Source organism: Staphylococcus sp. GDY8P94P (assembly GCF_017892255.1).
GTDB lineage: Bacteria > Bacillota > Bacilli > Staphylococcales > Staphylococcaceae > Staphylococcus > Staphylococcus cohnii.
In genome coordinates, this window is sequence record NZ_JAESKU010000001.1 from 216247 (window position 1) to 237540 (window position 21294).

General features: G+C 32.0%; 16 protein-coding genes. 6 read left to right on the forward strand and 10 right to left on the reverse strand.

The window, feature by feature from the left end; translation table 11 throughout:
* Positions 1-8: 8 nt before the first annotated feature.
* Positions 9-317 carry a metal-sulfur cluster assembly factor gene (locus KA926_RS01090; RefSeq protein WP_019469047.1) on the reverse strand — a complete coding sequence of 103 codons (309 nt, stop codon included), beginning with the start codon at positions 315-317 and terminating at the stop codon, positions 9-11.
* A 113-nt stretch (positions 318-430) separates the two neighbouring features.
* On the opposite strand from KA926_RS01090, the gene KA926_RS01095 reads away from it, so the two are divergent.
* Complete coding sequence (locus KA926_RS01095; protein ID WP_210143451.1) at positions 431-1273, forward strand: Cof-type HAD-IIB family hydrolase; 843 nt, start codon at positions 431-433, stop codon at positions 1271-1273.
* Positions 1274-1301: 28 nt separating this feature from the next.
* A complete protein-coding gene (locus KA926_RS01100; RefSeq protein ID WP_210143452.1) occupies positions 1302-2624 on the forward strand; it encodes a CoA-disulfide reductase in 1323 nt (440 codons plus the stop codon).
* 278 nt (positions 2625-2902) lie between these two features.
* Here the strand turns inward: KA926_RS01100 and KA926_RS01105 are convergent, their stop codons facing one another.
* The 9 genes from KA926_RS01105 to KA926_RS01145 all read right to left on the reverse strand — a co-directional run bounded on the left by KA926_RS01105 (position 2903) and on the right by KA926_RS01145 (position 16332).
* Positions 2903-3292: a YisL family protein gene (locus KA926_RS01105; RefSeq protein WP_019469044.1), complete on the reverse strand. Its 390-nt coding sequence runs from the start codon at positions 3290-3292 to the stop codon at positions 2903-2905.
* 228 nt (positions 3293-3520) lie between these two features.
* The gene (locus KA926_RS01110) at positions 3521-4426 is read right to left on the reverse strand and encodes a fumarylacetoacetate hydrolase family protein (RefSeq protein WP_192946877.1); all 906 of its coding nucleotides are present in this window, start codon (positions 4424-4426) and stop codon (positions 3521-3523) included.
* Positions 4427-4546: 120 nt separating this feature from the next.
* Positions 4547-5686 carry a DUF418 domain-containing protein gene (locus KA926_RS01115; RefSeq protein ID WP_192946878.1) on the reverse strand — a complete coding sequence of 380 codons (1140 nt, stop codon included), beginning with the start codon at positions 5684-5686 and terminating at the stop codon, positions 4547-4549.
* A 25-nt stretch (positions 5687-5711) separates the two neighbouring features.
* A complete protein-coding gene (addA, locus tag KA926_RS01120) occupies positions 5712-9383 on the reverse strand; it encodes a helicase-exonuclease AddAB subunit AddA (protein WP_192946879.1) in 3672 nt (1223 codons plus the stop codon).
* On the reverse strand, positions 9380-12844 hold the full coding sequence (gene addB, locus KA926_RS01125) for a helicase-exonuclease AddAB subunit AddB (RefSeq protein WP_192946880.1): 3465 nt from the start codon (positions 12842-12844) through the stop codon (positions 9380-9382). The genes addA and addB overlap by 4 nt, the downstream gene beginning before the upstream one ends.
* A gap of 230 nt (positions 12845-13074) precedes the next feature.
* The gene (gene lepB / locus KA926_RS01130; RefSeq protein ID WP_107384475.1) at positions 13075-13647 is read right to left on the reverse strand and encodes a signal peptidase I; all 573 of its coding nucleotides are present in this window, start codon (positions 13645-13647) and stop codon (positions 13075-13077) included.
* A gap of 18 nt (positions 13648-13665) precedes the next feature.
* Complete coding sequence (gene lepB / locus KA926_RS01135; RefSeq protein WP_210143453.1) at positions 13666-14184, reverse strand: signal peptidase I; 519 nt, start codon at positions 14182-14184, stop codon at positions 13666-13668.
* A 4-nt stretch (positions 14185-14188) separates the two neighbouring features.
* Positions 14189-14764, reverse strand: a complete 576-nt coding sequence (locus KA926_RS01140) for a TVP38/TMEM64 family protein (protein WP_103211269.1) — start codon at positions 14762-14764, stop codon at positions 14189-14191.
* A gap of 236 nt (positions 14765-15000) precedes the next feature.
* Positions 15001-16332 carry a glucose-6-phosphate isomerase gene (locus KA926_RS01145; RefSeq protein ID WP_192946883.1) on the reverse strand — a complete coding sequence of 444 codons (1332 nt, stop codon included), beginning with the start codon at positions 16330-16332 and terminating at the stop codon, positions 15001-15003.
* A gap of 354 nt (positions 16333-16686) precedes the next feature.
* Here KA926_RS01145 and KA926_RS01150 point away from each other — a divergent pair, with 354 nt between their 5' ends.
* The 4 genes from KA926_RS01150 to arsB all read left to right on the forward strand — a co-directional run bounded on the left by KA926_RS01150 (position 16687) and on the right by arsB (position 21289).
* Positions 16687-17889 (forward strand): argininosuccinate synthase, encoded by a 1203-nt coding sequence (locus KA926_RS01150; RefSeq protein WP_107384479.1) that lies wholly within the window; start codon positions 16687-16689, stop codon positions 17887-17889.
* The gene (gene argH, locus KA926_RS01155) at positions 17882-19258 is read left to right on the forward strand and encodes an argininosuccinate lyase (RefSeq protein WP_210143454.1); all 1377 of its coding nucleotides are present in this window, start codon (positions 17882-17884) and stop codon (positions 19256-19258) included. The genes KA926_RS01150 and argH overlap by 8 nt, the downstream gene beginning before the upstream one ends.
* Before the next feature lie 424 nt (positions 19259-19682).
* Positions 19683-19997 (forward strand): ArsR/SmtB family transcription factor, encoded by a 315-nt coding sequence (locus tag KA926_RS01160; protein ID WP_210143455.1) that lies wholly within the window; start codon positions 19683-19685, stop codon positions 19995-19997.
* Positions 19998-19999: 2 nt separating this feature from the next.
* Positions 20000-21289, forward strand: a complete 1290-nt coding sequence (arsB, locus tag KA926_RS01165) for an arsenite efflux transporter membrane subunit ArsB (RefSeq protein WP_192946886.1) — start codon at positions 20000-20002, stop codon at positions 21287-21289.
* Positions 21290-21294: the final 5 nt, after the last annotated feature.

Consider the following 21294-nt stretch of genomic DNA (forward strand, 5'->3'; position numbering starts at 1 on the left):
ATCTTTTATTAACCTATGCCAAGCGCAATTTTAGCATAACGTGACATCATTTCTTTACTCCATGGCGGACTCCAAACAATATTTACTTCTGTATCTGAAATCTCAGGAATTTCTGCTAAGACCATTTTTACTTGGTTCATAATCTGTGGTCCAAGCGGACAACCCATAGAAGTTAATGTCATTTCCACTGTACATAAGCCTTCATCATCAACATCTACATTATATACTAAACCTAAGTTTACGATATCGATTCCTAACTCAGGGTCAATTACCATCTCTAAAGCATTTAGTATGCTATCTTTTAATCCTTCATCCATACATCTCACCTCTTCGTATTTAATCATACTAACAATATATCAAATATCTTACAAAACGCCAATAAAATGCTATGATATTCATACATCATTTATTAAATTTAAAGGAGATTTACATGAGTTCTTATTTAATTTGTTTAGACTTAGACGGAACACTGTTAAACGATGACAAGAAAATTACACCTTATACTAAAAAGGTTTTAACTACATTACAAAAGCAAGGACACAAACTAATGATAGCAACTGGCAGACCATACAGAGCCAGTCAAATTTATTATCATGAACTAAATATGAATACACCTGTAGTTAATTTTAATGGTGCTTTCGTGCATCATCCAAAAGATGATCATTTTAAAAATAAACATGAAGTACTAGATTTAGACTTATCACATGAGATTATTCAGACACTAAACAACTTTGGTGTTTCCAATATTATTGCTGAAGTAAAAGATTATGTCTTTTTAAATAATTTTGACCAAAAATTATTTGATGGTTTTTCAATGGGAAACCCTAAAATAGAAACCGGCGATTTACTTAATTCTTTAAGTGAATCACCCACTTCTATTTTAGTTGAAGCTGAAGAGTTTATGATTCCTAGAATCAAGCAAATGCTTACACGTTTCTATGCTGAAAACATTGAACACCGAAGATGGGGCTCACCTTTCCCAGTTATTGAAATCGTAAAACAAGGTATTAGTAAAGCAAGAGGTATAGATTATGTAAAATCCTATTTAGATGTGGATAGAAATCATATTATTGCATTTGGGGATGAAGATAATGACTTAGAAATGATAAAATATGCCAAACATGGCATCGCTATGGAAAATGGTTTAGATGAACTAAAACATGTCGCAAATCATGTAACTTATTCAAATAATGACGATGGTATTGGTCGCTATTTAAATGATTTTTTCCATTTAAATTTATCTTATGAAACAGTAGTAGAATCACATATTTAATCATTAAATTTATAGGGGGCTATATACTATGAATAAAATTGTAGTGGTTGGGGCTGTTGCTGGAGGTGCAACCGTTGCTAGCCAAATCAGAAGATTAGACCAAGAGAGTGAAATCACCGTTTTTGAAAAAGATAGAGATATGAGTTTTGCTAACTGTGCACTGCCTTATTATTTAGGAAATGTCGTAGATTCTAGAGACAAAGTATTAGAAGCAACGCCAGAGTCTTTCTATGATTCTAAAAAGATTGTTGTTAAGCCCTATCACGAAGTAACTGCAATTAACGACAAAACGCAAACAATTACCGTTTTTAACAAACAAGACAAGACGACGTTTGAAGAAGACTATGACACTTTAATTTTAAGCCCTGGCTGTAGCGCGAATTCTTTAAACTTAAACAGTGATATCAGTTTTACATTAAGAAATATGGAAGATACTGATGCCATTGAAAACTTTATCGAGCGACAAAACGTTAAAACAGCACTTGTCGTTGGTGCGGGGTATATTGGATTAGAAATATTAGATAATTTATATCATAGAGGGATTGATAGCACATTAATACATCGTTCAACTCATGTGAACAAATTAATGGATAGTGATATGAATCAACCCATTTTTGATGAAATGAAAGCAAGAGATATCAACTATCGTTTAAATGAAGAAATCGTAAAAGTGAATGGTCATGAAGTTCATTTTAAATCTGGTAAAGTTGAACACTATGATTTGATTATTGAAGGAATTGGCGTTAAACCTAATTCAGAATTCATTCAATCATCAAATGTAACTTTAGACAGTAAAGGTTACATTCCAGTAAACGATCAGTTCCAAACGAACATTGAAAACATTTATGCTCTAGGTGATATTATTACTTCTCATTATCGTCATATAGACTTAAATGCACATGTACCTTTAGCATGGGGTGCTCATAGAGCAGCAAGTATTATAGCAGAACAACTAGCAGGAAATACTTCTGTACACTTTAAGGGTTATTTAGGCGCAAATATTGTAAAATTCTTTGATTATACCTTTGCCAGTGTTGGCGTAACGCCACAAGAATTAGATAACTTTGATTATGAAATAGTAGAGGCTAACCAAGGAGAACATGCAGGTTATTACCCAGGAAATACTAAGTTACATTTACGTGTCTATTTCGATAAATCTAGCAGACGTATCATTCGTGCTGCTGCTGTAGGAAAAAATGGCGCTGATAAACGTATAGATGTTTTATCTATGGGCATGTTGCATAAATTAACCATTGATGAACTTACTGAGTTCGAAGTTGCTTATGCTCCACCTTATAGTCGACCAAAAGATATTATCAACATGATAGGCTATAAGGCGCGCAATAAATGATTTTTAGGAACTAATTCAGAGATAGAAATCACTTCATATTGATCTATTTTGTTAATTGATTTATTCAATATAATAAACACCACCACTGTATAATATAAATATTATACTATTTTCAGATTAATGGTGGTAGTGATTTGGGCCGTCTCATGCTAGAAACGCACTAGCCGAAGACTACAGGCTAAGACACTGCCCGTGGAAAGCGTGTACAAAAAAACTGCCAACAAAGTCAGAGACTTGGTCGACAGTCTGAGCGGAGACAATTTAATGTCTCCGTTTTTTTACATACCAAACATTTGAGTGATTGGGCCTTGCGGTAAAATAACACCAATAATCATAGTAATGATAATTAATGCAATCGTGCCCCACATCATACCATTGCTTGATTGTCCTTTTTTTCGTTTTGTAACTGTAACTTCCATTAACGCAACTACAGCAACACCACATATCATTTTCAATGTTAATAACATGTGTCCGCCTGAATTTCCATCACCAAATGCTTGAATCCAAATCCAAAATCCTGAAATTAAGACTAAAACCATGAATAATCTTAATAGCATATGAATTGGTTTAAAATAAGGTGTTGCACCTTGTTTTTCTGAGAAATTAAAGTAAGCTGCGAAAAACAAGATAATTAATAATACCCAACTTGCAATATGCATATGTAACATATATGATACCCCCACACTATTTTTACTTTTTATAAAAAATATAAATACATAATTGCTTTTAATTACAAAACTAAAAGCGTACTTCTCTAATCATACTGAAAAAGTATATGTTTTTCAAAAAGTTCTGCACTTCACATTTTATCTTTAATTTCAATTTAAAGCAATATCACTACTTTATTTCAAAAAAATTAGGCTAACTTTATTATCATTAGCCTAATTCGTTTATTTTTATTTTTCTGATATGAAATTTGTTAAAGTACCAATATTATCTATCGTTACTTTTACTTCATCACCTGGCTGTAAGAACTTAGGAGGTGCCATACCTGCACCCACACCAGCTGGTGTACCAGTAGCAATAATATCACCAGGATGTAATGCTACATATTTTGAAATCTCTTCAATCAATTCATCGATTTTAAGAATCATTTCTCCTGTATTACCATCTTGGCGAATTTCATTATTTACTTTGGTTACAATATTTACATCTTCAGGAGTTGGTAATTCATCTTTTGTTACAATATATGGACCAACTGGGCAACCGCCAGTTAAACTTTTAGATAAGAATGCTTGGTCCTGTTCGTTTTGCGCTTTACGGTCAGTAATGTCATTAATAATTGTATAGCCATATACATAGTCAAGTGCTAAAGCTTTAGGAATTTTTTCACCTGATTTACCTATTACAATACCTAGCTCACCTTCATAATCTAACTGATCTGTAATATCTTTATGGTTTGGTATTACACTATTATCACCCGTTAACGATGAAGCTGCCTTTGTGAAGACGTATAAACGTTGTACCTCATGATTCAATTCACTTGCGTGGTCTTGATAGTTACGTCCAAAAGCAATCACATTATTTGTTGGCGTTACTGGAGGTAAAAACTCAATATCTGTAAATGCAACTTTATATGCTTCAGCTCTGCCGCTATCTTCTGCCGCTACGACTGCTTTACGTACTTGTTCTTGGAAATCTAATATTTGGTTTTGTTGAAGACCATTCAATAATGTCTTAGGATGAAAGTCTCCTTCCACAAAATCTGCAAAGACTTTTTTCAAGTCCCAAGCAGCTTCTTCTCTTTTAACTTTCACACCATAAGATGTCTGTTCATTATGTCTGAATGATAAAAATTTCATTCAATATCAGCTCCTCATCTATATCTTATTACATATTATAACTATATTTAGTAACAAATCACAAATAAATACCCATTATTTTCAAAAAATTCAATAAACACCGTCTTGGATATCGCATCATTATTTTAAATAAGTCATTTTACGCCACAACCACTCAATAGGTCCATATCTATAAAATTTCAGATACATATAACAGAAAATAAGTTGCAAACTATATACAATAAATACGATAATATACGATTCATAAAGTGGTAGCTTATTATAAAAACCTAAGCCTACAAAAATAAATGTAAAAATAAAACTTTGCATTAAGTATACTGTTAAACTTAATTTTCCTGGATACTTAAAAATACGCACTATTTTAGTAAACTGGTTAAATTGACAACAATAAATAAACAATAATATGTAACTAAATGCTACAAGCGGACCGCCAATCATAGCACTAATGATAGCAAAAGCTTGGTTTCCATAATCAATTACATATGGCATTTTAAAAGCATATCCTACAAGTAACATAACAAATACATATAAAATATGACGATGACGATTTTGATTGGATTGTACTTTTTCAATCAAGTTATATTTTTGTGCTGCCATTCCTAAGAACACATACGGTAAAAATTCAAAATATGCAGAAAAAGTTACTGTATCTATAATATTATAGATATTTTCAGCAACATTTATTTTTAAATAGTTAAAATATTCACCACTTTGCTTTAAGTTGACGATTTCAGAAACAGTATATCCGCTTATGTTAATAGTACTGTATGGATCATCGAAGAATGTCACTAAAAAAGTAGGTAAGATCAAGATAAATACTTTTATTACATACAAAACAATTCCTATCTTTAAAAGTTGCTTTGCATTTTTTTTAATAAATAACACTGCAATCATCCCAGTAAATGCATAGCTGAATAAAATATCACCTGAAAAAAGTAAAAAACCGTGTAAAGCACCTAATATTAATAAAAATATTAATCTCCTATAAATAAAAGGATAGTATTTCATTGATCTTTTTAGACTATGCTTATACATTATGGCTAAACCATAACCAAATAAAAAAGTGAAAATGGGATAAAAAGAACTAATTACAAAAAGCGTAACACCTCTTAATAAACTTTCATCTATACCCTGCACTAAATCAGGAAGAAATGATTCTTCATATGGCATACTAAAAGTCAAAATATTCATCAATATAATGCCTAACAAACTGAACCCACGTAAAGCATCCAATTCAAATATTCTCTGCTGTGTCGACACTGTTTAGCACTCCTTTATCAAAGCATTATTTTATCGACTTATCATCTATTGAAAGTTGACCAAACTTAAAGAAGTATAGATAGCCTTTAACAGATTCACCAAGGATGGTCTGTAAGGTGTTTCTATAATATTCCATTTGTATTTTATAACGGGTGCGTAATTGATTTCCGACTTCTTCATCTGACATATGCAAACGTCTATTAAAAGCATCTGTTTTATAATCAACGAAGTAATATTGATCATCTGTAATAAAAATCAAATCAATCATCCCTTGAATAATTGATGCATCTGTTTCTACATCTTGCAACTGGTCTACCTTTGCTTGATTAACAACGAAAGGTAATTCTCGATAAATATAATCACTTTGCGCTATCGTAAGATACAAATCGCTTTCAACAAATTTATGAATATCTTCAAATTGAATATCAGCTTTTGCATCTTTAGGAATGATAGATTTAACAATTAACTGCTCAACAAATGCTTCAATTTCTTCTAAAGTTAACCTTTCTTGTTTAAAAGGCAAATGCTGCATTACTGTATGCATTAATGTCCCAACTTCATTTGCTTTTCTTTTAGTTTGATGACTTAAAAATGCAGGTCTTTCGTATGCAGTAGTACCAATACGATACTGTCGAACTCTATCATAATTTGTATCCGCTTGTTCCGTTTCTAATTGTCTTTTTAATTCAGAAACAGACTGTTTTGAAGGTTTTACCATGGCTTCCTGATATGGATAGACGTAACTTAATTGTTGATGTATTTGTGTTTTTAAGGTGTCATTGCCACTATTCATATTCTCAATGTCACTAACAGTTCGCTGTTCACTATCTGAAATAACTTGTTCTGAAGCAACATCTTCATAAAATTCTGTAGTCAATTTCACATAAGGTTTCATCGTAGCATCAATATCATCTATCGATTGCTCGAATCGCATTTCACTTGGTAATGACAATGATTGATATTTTGCTAATATTGGATATATCATATCAATCGGTCTTTGAGCTGTAATTCTATAACTTACTGGTAAATGTGTTTCCGAGACAGAAACCTGCTCAAGTTGTGTTAATTCTTTCTCATCTTTAACACGACCGATCAAAAATAATTGTTCCTTAGCACGCGTCAATGCCACATAAATCAATCTCATCTCTTCTGAAACCATTTCTTTTTCTGCGATTGCTTTCAAAGTAACTGAAGATAATGAAGGATACGCTAAATTTGACTCAACATCGTAATACGTCATACCAAGTCCATAATTTTGGTTTAGGATTACAGGTTTGTGTAAATCGTCTCTTCTAAATTTACGTGATAAACCAGAGTAAATAACAAATGGAAACTCTAACCCTTTACTACTATGAATTGTCATCATTCGCACAACATCATCATTAGGACCTATAATATTTTCTTCGCCGAAATCTTTTCCGCGATCCATAAGTTCATCAATAAACCGAATAAATTGATATAAGCCGCGAAAACTAGAATTTTCAAATTCTACTGCTTTATTAAACAATCCATATAAGTTCGCACGTCGACCTTTGCCACCAATAAGTCCACTAAAATATTGAATAACATAATGATCATTGTAAAATTTATCAATAAGTTGATATACAGGATGATTTTGACTGTAGTCTTGATACATAGCTATATCATTTAAAAATGATTTTAATTTTTTGACTAGTTTTTTATTGGCAACATCATTATCCATATAATGTTGTATAGATTGGTAAAAATAATCATCATGAGGACTAAACACTCTAATGTTTGATAATTCATCTTCTGTAAATTGATAAATAACAGAACGCATTAAACCCACTAAATAAATATCTTGTAACGGGTTGTCAATTGTTCTTAAAAAGGACAATATCAATTGTACTTCTGTTTGTTCAAAATACCCTTCCTTACTATTCACATGAAATGGAATATTATGATCTTTAAATGCTTGTTGTATTTTTCGTGCTTGCCCATATGACCTTTCTAAAATAACGATATCCTTGTAATTAGGTTTTCGATATTGTTGTGTTTTAATATCATAGATTTCATGATTATTCATTATTTTTTCAACTTGTTGCACAATGTACTCTGCTTCTTGTTCAGAACCATTTAAATCAGAAGATGCATCTTCTACTAACATATTTAAATTCACATCATGTAGCTTGTTGTCAAAGGGAGCTCCATAATATAACTGTGCTGCATCATCATAGTTAATCTCTCCTACAGATTCATCCATCATATGTTTAAATAAGTAATTAGTTGTTGTTAACACTTCTAATCTTGAGCGGAAATTTTGAGATAAATCTATACGTAAACCATATGATGAACCATCTACAGTAAAGCGATTGTATTTTTCGATAAACAAACTAGGATCTGCTTGTCTAAATTTATAGATCGACTGTTTTACATCCCCTACCATAAATAAGTTGCCATCATGTTCTGCACCACGTTTAATACAAGACAAAATCTTTTCTTGTACTCTGTTTGTGTCTTGATATTCATCTACTAATATTTCTTCGAACTGTTCACGATAAGCTTGTGCAATGATTGAAGATGAACCATCATCATTTGTTAAAATTTTCAAAGCAAAATGTTCATAATCTGAGAAATCTAAAATATTTCGACTGCGTTTTTTTTGATTAAAAAGTGTTATGACATCTTTGGTAATAAGACTAAGATAAGCTACTCTAGGCGCTAAACGTTGCATATCTGCTTTTAGATTTTCTGAAGATCTTGAAAAATAATCATTTTTAACTTTTGACACTAATTTTTTATAATTATCATAATATGCTTTGCCATCGTCATAAGCATCTATCATCATTTCATTCGCTTCTTTAATCTTTTTATCTTTTCGAGGAAATGTTTTTTCAAATTCGTGTTGTACGATTGCTTCATGATTGATATGGCCATTTTCCATAGCTTTAGCTAAAAATTGTTGTTCTTTTTCGATAACTGCAATTTGCTTATCTACTTGCTCAAGCATCATAAATAAATCATAACTTTTATTTAATGACTCTAACGCTGACTCCATAAATATCATTGCCAACTCATTAAGCAATTTTAATAATGTTTCCTGCTGTGCTTCATCTTTATATGGTGTTGAAAGATGACTTAACCAATGCAAAGGATTGGGATTAGCAACACTAAAGAAATACATTTTTTTTACGATATCTCTAAGTTGCTCATCATTTCTATCTGAAGACAGTTGTTCAGTCAAATCAACAAAATGAGGATCTAATATATCGTAATGTTGTTCTAAAACTTCATCAATGGTTTGTTCAAGCAGCAAAATATTTTCCGCTTCACCACTTGTTTTAAAGTTTGGATCAATATCTAATACATCGTAATGTTGCTGAATTAACTTTAAACAAAAACTATGAAGTGTAGAAATTTGAGCTTGATGAATTTTAATGCGTTGATTCTTTAGATGTGTATTACCAGGTGATTCAATAAATGCTTCTTGAATACGTTGGTCTACGCGTTGCTTCATTTCTCTTGCACTAGCATTAGTAAATGTTACGACTAATAAACGATCTACGTCGATTTTATCTCTAAGAATGCGTTGAATGATACGTTCAACTAAGACCGCTGTTTTACCTGAGCCTGCAGCTGCTGCTACAAGTATATCTTGGTCTTTTGCAAAGATACTTTTCCACTGATTATCAGTCCACCTTGTATCAGCTGGTTTTACAGGAATCTCACTTATCATTCTTCTTCCTCACTTTCTAACTCCATATTTTGTATCGCTTCAATTGGGTTAATTGTTTCATCTACAGTTCTATAGCGTTTACTATCAATCATGCCATCAACATGACAGACTGGTTTATAGCTACAGAAATCACATGGCAGTGTTTGATTATATTTCATGGGTGCTACTTCTGTATGACCGTCCATAATATTAGATGCTGTTTCTATAAAATTTTGTTTATTATGCTGGATTAATTTGTAAATAGTCTTTTCGTCCGCAACTTTACTATTAGACTTAATCCCACCATCTTTTTTCAAACCTAAAGGTACAATATCTGAATTATAGCTTGGTTCTATTCGAGTATCGAAAGCGTCTAATACTGCTTCATCACTATTTAATAAGCCACTTAATTTAAAAGATTGAATAAATTCTAAATCTCTTTTCGTTTCATTTAATTCATTCCAAGCAAGTTTTATACGTGGTTCATGAACATGAAAATACAATAACCCACCTGGTTTAGTCATATTAGTTAGCCCGAGTCTAGATTTATTTTGTAATACAATATCCATATAGGTCATCATTTGCATTTGCATACCATAATAGACTTTTGTTAAATCTAAGGTTCCACTATATTTTGATGATTTATAATCAATAATATTTACAAAACTTTCATCTCCATGGTTATACGTATCTATCCGGTCAATTTGTCCTCGAATATTGATAGGAACCCCTTGTGTTGTTTGTAAAGGCTGAGCATATAGCTCTTGATCGTCCCTTGGTCTTTTTCTGAAGCTAGCTTCAAAGCGTTGTGGCGTAAATTTACTGTAATTACCTTGATATTTTAACGCAGTTAAAGTTGTTTCTACTATTGAACCTATGCGCTGTGACAAATAGCGATAATAAGCTGTTGAATTTAATAAATTAAATTGTATCTCTGGGAGAATTTCAGATAATGCGTCACTCGTTAATTTTTGAATTTGCTTGACGTTTAAATTTTTGAAGTCACCATTAATTTTTTCAGAGATAAATTTTAATACTTGATGGAATATATCACCTAAATCAAAGTTTTCTAGTTTATATTTTGTACGTTCATTAAGTCGTAAACCATGTGAAGCAAAGTGTTTGAATGGACATGATTGATACCCTTCAAAACGTGATACGCTAGCATTAATAGTCGTACCATATAAATCTTTTGATAATGCTTCACTTAATTGTACTGTTTTATTATCGTAAGTGAGTGCTGATAATAAATAACTAAGTCCCGCATTTAATTTCTCATCATCTCTCATAACTTGATATGTATCTAACCATGTATCTGCGACAATTTCTTCATCAAGCCACGCTTTGAGTGATTCAAATAATGCAATTTTTGTTTGATGTGGATGTTCCATTAATGTTAGTGGGTTTGCTTGATGTTGACGATGTATGTTTTGTACTTCAAGATTTGTAAACAGTTGCTGAATTTGACTTAAAAATGGACTTGCTTCTTTTTCATCTCCACTTGCGCCCATTAATGAATACGAGAATGTCACTTCTGAACGTCCTCTCGTCATAGCAATATAGCAAACAAACGCTTCATCCATTTGTAATATGTCTGATGTTGGACTTAATTCAATCGCAGATTGTTCTTCGAAGTATTTTTTCTCTTCATCTGTAATTAAGCCTGAAGCACTAACAGTCTGAGGTAAAATACCGTCATTTACACCAACTAAATACACATGCTGTTTATTATCAACTTTTGCTAGGTCCATGGTACCAATGCTAACTTGATCAAGTGTTTGAGGAATCATTACAAATTCCAATTGATCCAAACCAATATCTAATAACTCTAAAAATCTACTTTTTGTTAAATCTTGAGTACCAAATACTGTCACTAAATCATCTAATGTTTGAATAAAACCATGCCATATTTGATCAATTTCTTCTGCTTTACGGTGTTCGCCTTCAGCATCTAACGTATCACGTTCTGTCATTAACTGGCTGGGTAAATCAAATGATTCGATTGCTTCGTAAAATGCCGTTGCAAAATCAACAGCTGTTGTTGCATTAGCCATTTGATTTTCAAAGCGCATAATTTTATCTATCACATCTACTTTTAATTGGATGACCCTCTCAAATGTTTCACGTTCTTCTTCTGTTAAAGGTTGTCGTTTTAAACCCATTTTTCTAAATTGTTCAATTTGGAAATATTTATCATCTATCCAACGTTTTCCATAAATACCACGTTCTAATACAAAATTTTCTAAAATATCAATTAAATATTGGCTGTCTTTAAATTTTTTAGTTAAAATATTTGTTTTAAATAAACGCATGAGCGGTTCAAAGTTCCAATTTGTCTGAAGTACTTCAATTAATGAACGGAACATTTCCATTATAGGATGATGTGTCATTGATGACTTGACGTCAATGTTATAAGGGATGTCATATTGGGGTAAAATAGATTCCATTAAATATGCGTATGTCTCATCTCTATATAAAATAGCAATATCTTGAAACCGTCTACCCAATTCACGATTTTCTTTTAGAATGCGTCTTGCAACTTCATTTATTTCTTCTCGCATCACTGATGATTCTATGATAGAGATGTGTCCTTTTGACGCAATGGGTTCAAATTGCAATGCATTAAAGTTTTGTTCCAAATGTGTTAAATCATCATGAATGAATCTTTGTTGTTGATAAAATTGCTTAATATTTAAATCAATATTTAATTCACTTGCGATATCTTGCATATGTGTTAAAGATTCTGACGGCTTTCTAAATAAACTAAAAACATCTTTATCTCCATCAGTAGTTAAAGCAACTGTAACTTTTTTAGTATTTTGAACTAATGACCGAATGATTTGATATTCGATTGTAGAAAAGTTATGAAATCCATCAATGTAAATCTCAGCACGTTGCAACCATTCAGACTGATTCATCACCTCAATAAATCGTTGCAAACTATCCTCAGTAGATACATATTCTCCACGAATTCTATCTTCCAATTGTTTATATATTAACGCAATGTCTTCTAATTTATGCTTAGTTCTCGTTTGTAAATGATTGGTTGCTATATAGTCTTCAATATGTTGTGGTGAAACCGCATATTTCTTAAAATCTTGTATTTGTTCATATAATTTTTCACTGAAACCATAGTATTTCACTTGTGATTGATACAATTTTAACTGTGACTGTTGTTGTTGAATAATGTCATAAATCATCATTTCAGTACCAACTTTGGATAACTGTTGTTCTGTTAATCCTCCAACTTCTTGAAAAACACGATGACTTAATCGTTCAAAATGGAGCACTTCAGTTCTCAAACTGCCATATAATAATGGATCGTTTACGAAGGCTTGTTCTAACTGAAAAGTGTTTTGGGTAGGTGCGATTAATATAATAGGATCCCCTAATGGATTTTGTTTCATTTTCGTTTTTATTTCTTCTATTACACTGTATGATTTACCAGTGCCAGCTCTCCCAATATAAGCATTGAATTCCATTGCATACAACAACTCCTTTGATTTATATTTTAACATATTAAGCATTGTACTTTGTTTATTAGTCTATGTGATTTACCTACATTTAAGTTTATATATTAATGAATTATTGTATTGTTTTCATGTTTACAAAATATTTCTCAAACGGTTAACAAACCACAAATTGTACAACCGTTCTATATAGAAAAAACCTGAGACATTTGTATGTCTCAGGATATATAAGCATATATTATCTATTCATAACTGACATCTGGATTAAATCCAAATGTCATTTTATTTAGTGGCCAATATCTAAACGAAACTTTACCTACTACCTTATCTTCATCAATCAAACCAAATGAACGACTATCTTTACTCACTTCACGATTATCACCTAATACTAACAATTTCCCTTCTGGAATTTTGTTTTTACCATCAACTTGGTTGATTTCTTTTGTTTTATAAGTACCTGTAATATATTCACCTAGTTTATGTTTTTCATTATAATCTAAATAAGGCTCATCAACTTTTTTACCATTAACATATAATTGGTCTTTTTTATATTCAATGTTATCTCCAGAAGTACCAATGATACGTTTTACATAATCTTGTTCTTTATTAGCGTGGAATACAATGACATTTCCCTTTTCTAAATGTCCTAGTTTTTGACCAATCATATTTACAACTACACGTTCACCATCTTTTAAGGTTGGATCCATAGAATCCCCTTTGACTGTGTATGATTTTGCAACAAAATTTGTAATCAATAATACTAACGCTACTGCGACAACAATTGACACAATCCATTCTAGTATTTCTTTTTTCACTTTTTACACCTCGTCTATTTATTTAAAGTTTACTGTGAAGTTGCTTAAAGGGTAATACCTTAAACTTACATCACCAATAATGTCTTCTTGTCGAACAAAACCTTCTGTTCTAGAATCATTTTTTATTTCACGATTATCATTCAGTACAAAGTATTTGTCTGGTGGAATAACATCTCCTTCAGAACCTTTAATATTTCTGAGGGAGAAATCATCAATACTTGACTCAGTATACCTTTCATCTACTTGTCTGTCATCTCTATACAATTGATTATTTTTAAAGGTTATAGATTGGCCGGGCTTCCCGATAATTCTACCAATATGTACATCGTCACCTTTGTGATACATGATGATATCGTTTAGCTTTAACATATTAAAAGTTGTTTTGATTTTATTAACAATCACACGATCGTTCTGTTTCAACGTCGGCGTCATCCTTTTATCTTGTATGACTGCTCCTGTAACAATAAAAGTCTGAATCAATATTACAATAATAATCGCAAATATTATAGAAATCAAATGTTTTACAATCTTACCCAAATTGTCACTCCTCTGGAGAATGCATGAAATATCGTTCAAGTTTTCTACCTATAAACCAAACGACAATAATAACAATAATAATGATAATCAACCTTAACGGCTCTGTAAATAGCGTCGTAATATCATTACCTAACCATCCAATCAAACCGATCATTATCAATTTCGAACTGAACAATACTACAAGATAAACGTGTGCTCTGATATGCGACAGGCTTACTACTAAGTTCACTAATGCACTTGGTGTAAATGGAAAACATAATAGAATAAAAATAGGGATAACCCCTTTTCTATCTATAAAATGAATTAACCTCTGAACTGAGGTACGTTGCTGTAACTTTTTCATATAACGTGTATGGTTCAATCTGCGAAAGCCTAAAAATACAAGATAGCTCCCTAAAACAGTACCCAACCATGCTAATAATGTTCCCATCCACAATCCAAATGCATTCACATTAACAATCACAAATACAATAATAGGTAGTATTGGGATAAAAGCTTCAATAAAAGGCAATAAAAACCCTACGATATAACCTAAACTGCCAAATAAATCAAACCAATACTGCACTTGTTCTTGAGTCATTTCATCATTCCCTACCATTGTTAGTCAACGATAATTATAAGTGTATTATAGCGATTTTGAAACAATTATGTATGCTTTTGTGCAAATATCAGTCTCAAGTACCAAAACGGTTAATGACATCTCATAGAAATGATGATGTGCATTGATAAAATAAGTCACATACAAAAAAATGATTTCCGCCTGATTAGTGCGGAAATCATTTTGTCAGTCATTTTTAAATTAATAAATAGATAAAATTATAAACGTTTTTCTAATGCTTCTTTTTTATCTTCAAAACCTGGCTTACCTAATAACGCGAACATATTTTGTTTATATGCTTCTACGCCTGGTTGGTTAAACGGGTTGACTCCAAGTTGGTAGCCACTCATCGCACAAGCCATTTCAAAGAAATAAACAAGATAACCAAATGTTTCTTCATCTAGTTGAGGAACATTAATCACTACATTCGGTACGCCTCCATCAGTATGTGCTAATAAAGTACCTTCAAAAGCTTTAGTGTTCACTTCATCAATTGTTTTGCCCGCTAAATAATTTAATCCATCTAAGTTTTCACTATCTTCTTCAATAGTAATGTTATGTTTCGGTGTATTTACTTTGACAACCGTTTCGAATAAGAAACGACGGCCCTCTTGCACATATTGTCCAAGTGAGTGTAAATCAGTTGTATAGTTTGCACTGGATGGATAGATGCCCTTGTAATCTTTACCTTCTGATTCACCAAATAATTGTTTCCACCACTCGTTGAAATATTGCATTGAAGGTTCATAGTTTATTAACATTTCAGTGTCATAGCCTTTTGCATATAAAATATTACGAATACTAGCGTATTGATAAGCAATATTATCTTCTAGGTTTTCAGAAGAAAGCTCTTCTCTAGCTTTAGCAGCACCACCCATCATAGCTTCAATATCAATACCTGCAACAGCTATTGGTAATAAACCTACTGCTGTTAAAACGGAGTAACGACCACCAATATCATCAGGAACTACAAACGTTTCATAGCCTTCATTTGTTGCTAATTGTTTTAAAGCACCTTTTTCTTTATCAGTAGTTGCAAAAATACGCTGTTTGGCTTCTTCTTTACCGTATTTGTTTTCTAAGATTTGCTTAAATAGTCTAAATGAAACTGCTGGCTCTGTTGTTGTACCAGATTTAGAAATAACATTAACTGAAAAATCTTTACCGTCTAAATAATGAATTAGCTCTTGTGTATATGTTGAAGATAAATGATTACCTACAAAAACAATTTCAGGATATTCATTACTATTTCTAAAAGCTGGTGTTAACATTTCAATTGCAGCACGTGCACCTAAATATGAACCACCAATACCAATCACTACAAATACATCTGAATTTTTTTTGACACGTTTAGAAGCTTCTAAAATACGTGAAAACTCTTCTCTATCATAATTAATAGGTAAATCAATCCAACCTAAGAAGTCACTACCAGCACCTGTTCCTTCATGAATTGTATTGTGAATTGATTTAACAATATCTTTTTGTTGCTGTAATTCATGTTCGCCGAAAAATTCTAAAGTTTTACCATAATCTAATTGAATATGAGTCATCTAAATTGCCTCCAGTGTTTTTGATTTCATACATATTTTACTAAGTTTATTTTGACTATTCAAACAACTAGCCTATAATACAGGATTTTTTATAAATGTTTTAGCTTATTCATTTATTATATAACAAACAGAATATCTAATTATATATTCATAAATTTATACATTTCTATAAATACGATAAAACCTCAAAAAATCCCATAAATGAGTACTATAAATAAAATTTAAATTGTAAGAAATTTCTACATTTTGCATAATTATGTATAAAAATGGTTTTATTTTCATAATTCTTCTGCTATACTTACTAATATCAAATTTATAAACAACATATTAAAAAATTCAATTGAGGTGTAATATATGAAGGAAAAAATAGTTTTAGCATATTCTGGCGGTTTAGATACAAGTGTGGCAGTAAAATGGTTGATAGATAAAGGCTATGATATCGTAGCTTGCTGCTTGGATGTTGGTGAAGGTAAGGACTTAGACCTAGTTCATCAAAAAGCTTTAGATATGGGCGCAATTGAATGTCATATTATTGATGCTACTGAAGAATTCAGTGAAGATTTTGTTTCATATGCAATCAAAGGTAATTTGATGTATGAAGGCACATATCCCCTAGTATCCGCATTATCAAGACCTTTAATTTCAAAAAAATTAGTTGAAATTGCTAGTAAAACAAATGCAGTAGGTATTGCACATGGTTGTACCGGAAAAGGTAATGACCAAGTTCGTTTTGAAGTTGCGATAAAAGCGTTAGACCCAGAGTTAAAAGTATTCGCTCCAGTTAGAGAATGGGCTTGGAGCCGTGAAGAAGAAATTGATTATGCAATCAAACATAATATTCCAGTACCGATCCAACATGATTCTCCGTATTCTATTGATCAAAATCTATGGGGAAGAAGTAATGAATGTGGTATTTTAGAAGATCCATATGCCGCACCACCAAAAGATGCATTTGACTTAACAAATGAAATTGAAGATACACCTGACGAAGCCGATGAAATTGTACTTACGTTCGAACAAGGCTTACCTATCGCTTTAAATGGTAAATCTTATAAATTAAGTCAATTAATTTTAGATTTAAACAAATTAGCTGGTAAACATGGTATTGGGAGAATTGATCATGTGGAAAATAGACTCGTTGGTATTAAATCAAGAGAAGTTTACGAAACGCCTGCAGCAGAAGTCATAATGAAAGCACATAAAGCACTTGAAACGATTACTTTAACTAAAGATGTAGCTCATTTCAAACCTGTTATTGAAAAACAATTTTCGGAACAAACATACAATGGTCTTTGGTTCTCTCCACTAACAGACAGCTTGAAAGCTTTTGTGGATAGTACACAAAAATTCGTTTCTGGTGATGTACGTATTAAATTATTTAAAGGCAGTGCTGTTGTAAACGGCAGAAAATCACCACATACACTATATAACGAAAAATTAGCTACTTATACTAAGGAAGATGCATTTAATCAAGAATCTGCAGTCGGTTTTATTGATATCTTTGGTTTACCTACAAAAGTTAATTCTATGTTACATGGTGGTTACTTAGATGAGTAATAAAGCTTGGGGAGGAAGATTTAGTGAGCAGCCCGAAGATTGGGTCGATGAATTTAATGCCTCCATTCACTTTGATAAAACACTCATTCAATATGATGTGCAAGGAAGTATTGCTCACGCTAAAATGCTAGCCAAACAAGATATCATAACTGATGAAGACTGTAAGCAAATAGTTAATGGTTTAACAGCGATTTTAAATGATTATGAACAAGGTAATTTAACGTTCGATGTTTCTTTAGAAGATATTCATCTCAACATCGAACATGAATTAATTAAACGTATCGGTGATGCAGGCGGTAGATTGCATACAGGACGTAGCAGAAATGACCAAGTCGCTACTGATATGCACTTATATACAAAAGATGAAGTCACTCAGATTATTGAGCTCGTCAATGAATTGCAACAAACCATCGTCAATATCGCAGAACAACATGTCAATACAATTATGCCAGGTTATACGCATTTACAAAGAGCGCAGCCCATTTCATTTGCACACCATATACTAACTTATTACTGGATGTTAGATAGAGATAAATCGCGTTTTCAGGATAGTTTGAAGCGTATCGATATTTCCCCACTTGGCGCTGCTGCACTAAGTGGAACGACTTATCCAATCGATCGTCATGAAACGCAATCTTTATTGAATTTCAGCTCTGTTTATGAAAACAGTATAGATGCTGTAAGTGATAGAGATTATATTGCAGAAACATTGCATAACATATCATTAACAATGATACATTTATCGCGTTTTGCTGAAGAAATTATCTTTTGGTCATCAGCAGAAGCCAATTTTGTAACTTTATCAGATGCGTTCTCAACAGGCTCGTCAATCATGCCTCAAAAGAAAAACCCTGACATGGCAGAGTTAATAAGAGGTAAAGTAGGACGTACGACAGGAAACCTAATGAGCATATTAATGACGCTCAAAGGTTTACCCTTAGCATACAATAAAGATATGCAAGAAGATAAAGAAGGCTTGTTTGATGCTGTTCACACGATAAAAGGTTCCTTGCGTATTTTTGCAGGTATGATAGATACAATGACTGTGAATGTCGATCGACTACATCAAACGGTTTATAATGATTTTTCAAATGCTACTGAACTGGCAGATTACCTAGTCAATAAAGGAGTTCCGTTTAGAACAGCACATGAAATTGTAGGGAAAATCGTACTATGGTCAATTCAACATAATGTCTATTTATTAGATGTGCCATTGAAAGAATATCAAAATGCGCATACAAGTATCGATGCAGACATTTATGATTTCTTAAAACCAGAAAATTGTGTTAGCCGTAGAATTAGTTATGGCTCAACTGGACAAGCAGCTTTGGAACACCAATTATCAGTCATTAAGCAGCAACAGAATTAAAATTAACAAACTTTATAAAAGAGTCTCGGACATAAATCCTAGATAAATAGCACTCAGATGATTTAATTCAATTCCTCTGAGTGCTTCTTTTTTTTCAATACTTCTTATTGTTGGCTCGCCTTCTTAGGGGATAGCTTCAGCATTTAGTGTTCGGCTTGCCCTATTCCCACAAGCGTCTCGCCAAAATACATCACAATTGTCCATAACTTTTTGTCGCAGACGCTTTTTTACATTATATAAACCGCTTCGCTTTATTACATTTCACTTACTTAACTCGATATACCTTTGTATAATTTTAATAAATTATTCAACATCACATATTTTTGAATAAAATCAATAACCCCCCTTTTACTATTTAGCTCAAAACTATATAGACGGATTTCTATATAGATGTTAATCTATTTAGTGTTTAGGAGGTATACATATGTCTTATAAAAGACTCTCAGCATTGCTTAAAGTTTTATCCGATTCAAGCAGATTAGAAATATTAGATTTACTTTCTTGTGGTGAATTATGTGCATGTGATTTGTTGGAACATTTTCAATTCTCACAACCTACACTAAGTCACCATATGAAGTCATTAGTAGATCACGAGTTAGTAAATACACGTAAAAATGGCAATAAACGTATGTACCAGCTTAATCGTGCTATTTTAGATGAAATCAATCAAAGTCTCAATATGATTAACACATCTAACCAACATTTCGTATGTAAAAATATGAAATCAGGTGAGTGTTAAACATGACTATTCTAGCAATTGTAATTTTTCTTTTAACATTAACTTTTGTCATATGGCAACCTAAGGGATTAGATATTGGTATTACGGCTTTAGCTGGGGCTATCATAGCGATTATTACTGGTGTAGTTAGCTTTTCCGATGTAGTAGAAGTAACTGGCATTGTTTGGAATGCCACGTTAACATTTGTTGCTGTTATTCTTATTTCATTAATATTAGATGAAATTGGATTTTTTGAATGGTCTGCAATACATATGGTTAAAGCTTCAAAAGGTAATGGCTTAAAAATGTTTGTTTTTATTATGTTGTTAGGGTCCATAGTAGCAGCTTTTTTCGCCAACGATGGCGCAGCTTTAATTTTAACACCTATCGTATTAGCGATGGTAAGAAATTTAGGATTTAATAAAAAAGTGATTTTCCCTTTTATTATCGCCAGTGGTTTTATTGCTGATACAACATCATTGCCCTTAATTGTAAGTAATTTAGTAAATATTGTTTCTGCTGATTACTTTGATATTGGCTTTATTGAATATTTTAGTCGTATGATAATCCCTAACATATTTTCTTTAATAGCTAGCATTCTCGTGTTATGGCTTTATTTTAGAAAATCTATACCAAAAACATTTGATACTGAAAATCTTACAACGCCTAGAGATGCAATTAAAGATCCCAAATTATTCAAGATTTCATGGATAGTATTAGCCATATTGCTCGTTGGCTATCTTGTAAGTGAATTTATTCATATCCCTGTATCAATTATTGCTGGTATCATTGCTTTTATCTTTGTGCTCTTAGCTCGTAAATCTAAAGCAGTTCATACCAAGCAAGTGATTAAAGGCGCACCTTGGAACATTGTGCTATTTTCTATTGGTATGTATTTAGTAGTGTTTGGATTAAAAAACGTTGGTATCACCACAATTTTAGCAGATATATTATTCAACGTTTCAAGTTATGGATTATTTAGCAGTATCATGGGTATGGGCTTTATATCAGCCTTTTTATCATCAATTATGAACAATATGCCTACTGTATTAATAGATGCTATTGCTATTGGTCAATCCAATGTAATTGGAACGATGAAAGAAGGCATGGTTTATGCGAATGTTATAGGGTCTGACTTAGGCCCTAAAATTACCCCTATCGGTTCTTTAGCAACGTTATTATGGCTACATGTTTTAACACAAAAAGGTGTAAAAATTTCATGGGGAACATATTTTAGAACAGGTATTATCATTACCATTCCAGTATTATTTGTAACATTGTTAGGTTTATACCTTACACTCATCATATTTTAAGAAAA